The sequence below is a fragment of the Robertmurraya dakarensis genome, from assembly GCF_900156875.1.
GTDB lineage: Bacteria > Bacillota > Bacilli > Bacillales > Cytobacillaceae > Robertmurraya > Robertmurraya dakarensis.
In genome coordinates this window covers 8,809-9,940 of sequence record NZ_LT707409.1, presented here as the reverse complement: position 1 = coordinate 9,940, position 1,132 = coordinate 8,809, and the positions used below count along the sequence as shown (strand labels likewise).

Here is a 1,132-nt window from a genome sequence, read left to right as displayed (position 1 = left end):
GTTTGGAGATGCGTTTTTGTCCTTTGTGCTGACCGGACGAATTTTCACGTAACGTTAATCCCGCGAGTTTGATTAGTTGGCGTGGATCTTCGTAATGTGAGAAGCTTCCGATCTCAGCTAATAGTTCGACAATGGTGGTATCTCCAAGTCCTTGAACCGTTGATAGCCATTCGTATTCTACAGATGTTTTAACGAGCTCAACTAAGTGTTGAGTAATACTTTCGATATCTTGTTCTAATTGGTTGTAACGACGAACGAGTGTGGCGATTTCGATACGGGCCATCTCACGTCCCTCTGTTACTCCGATCGAATTAGCAGCGACTTCAATAAGAAGCATTGCTTTCGGTCGTTGGGGAGATTTGAGCCCCTCAACCTGGCGGTAAAGTGATAATAATTCATCGGGTTGTTTCTGGTGAAGATCACTAGGAAATGGGGTACATTCAAGTACTGCCATTGCCAACTTTCCGAATGACGGAAAGACCTGGGGAAACTCAGGAAAATAGCGATCTAACCACCTAATCATCATGTTTTTGACAGCTCCAAGTTCCTCTGTCAACTTACTTCTAAACGTTGACCCAACACGAAGTTCAGCCTCCACGTCTTTCAAGATTCTTGGATAACTGAAGCGTCCGTCTTTAATAAGACGAGCAATTACTAAAGCATCTTTACGGTCATGTTTGGTTGGTAGATTGTCATCCAATTCCTTTGACCGTTTGACGTGCATAGGGTTGGTCATAGCCAAGGGAATCCCCCGATCCTCCAGGAAATGGGCTAAATTAAGCCAGTAATGGCCTGTAGGTTCAATCCCGACAATGACTTCCGTTTTTTCGTATTCTTTCATTGCAGCCAAAATACGTTGATAAAAACTCTGAAAACCATCACTAGATTGTAATACTGAGAAAGATTTTTGGAGCACCCGCCCACGATCATCTACAAAGCAAGCGAAATGTTTTCGCTTAGCAATATCGATTCCGACAACGAGTGTTTTTTCGGTGACTTGATTTATTTTCTGATTTTGTTTAAAATCCACTTTGGAGTCCTCCTTGGTTAACTAAGTTAGGGGTCATTTCGCGCTAAGATTTGACACCCCGTAATCATACCAAGAGGGCTCTTTTTTGTTCAAGTCCCCGAA

General features: G+C 42.9%; 1 protein-coding gene. It reads right to left on the bottom strand.

Translation table 11 applies throughout. The features are described 5' to 3' along the window. A partial coding sequence (locus CZ487_RS09280) for an IS110 family RNA-guided transposase (RefSeq protein ID WP_077211922.1) occupies positions 1-1,030 on the bottom strand: 1,030 nt, incomplete at its 3' end. Between the last annotated feature and the right edge of the window lie 102 nt (positions 1,031-1,132).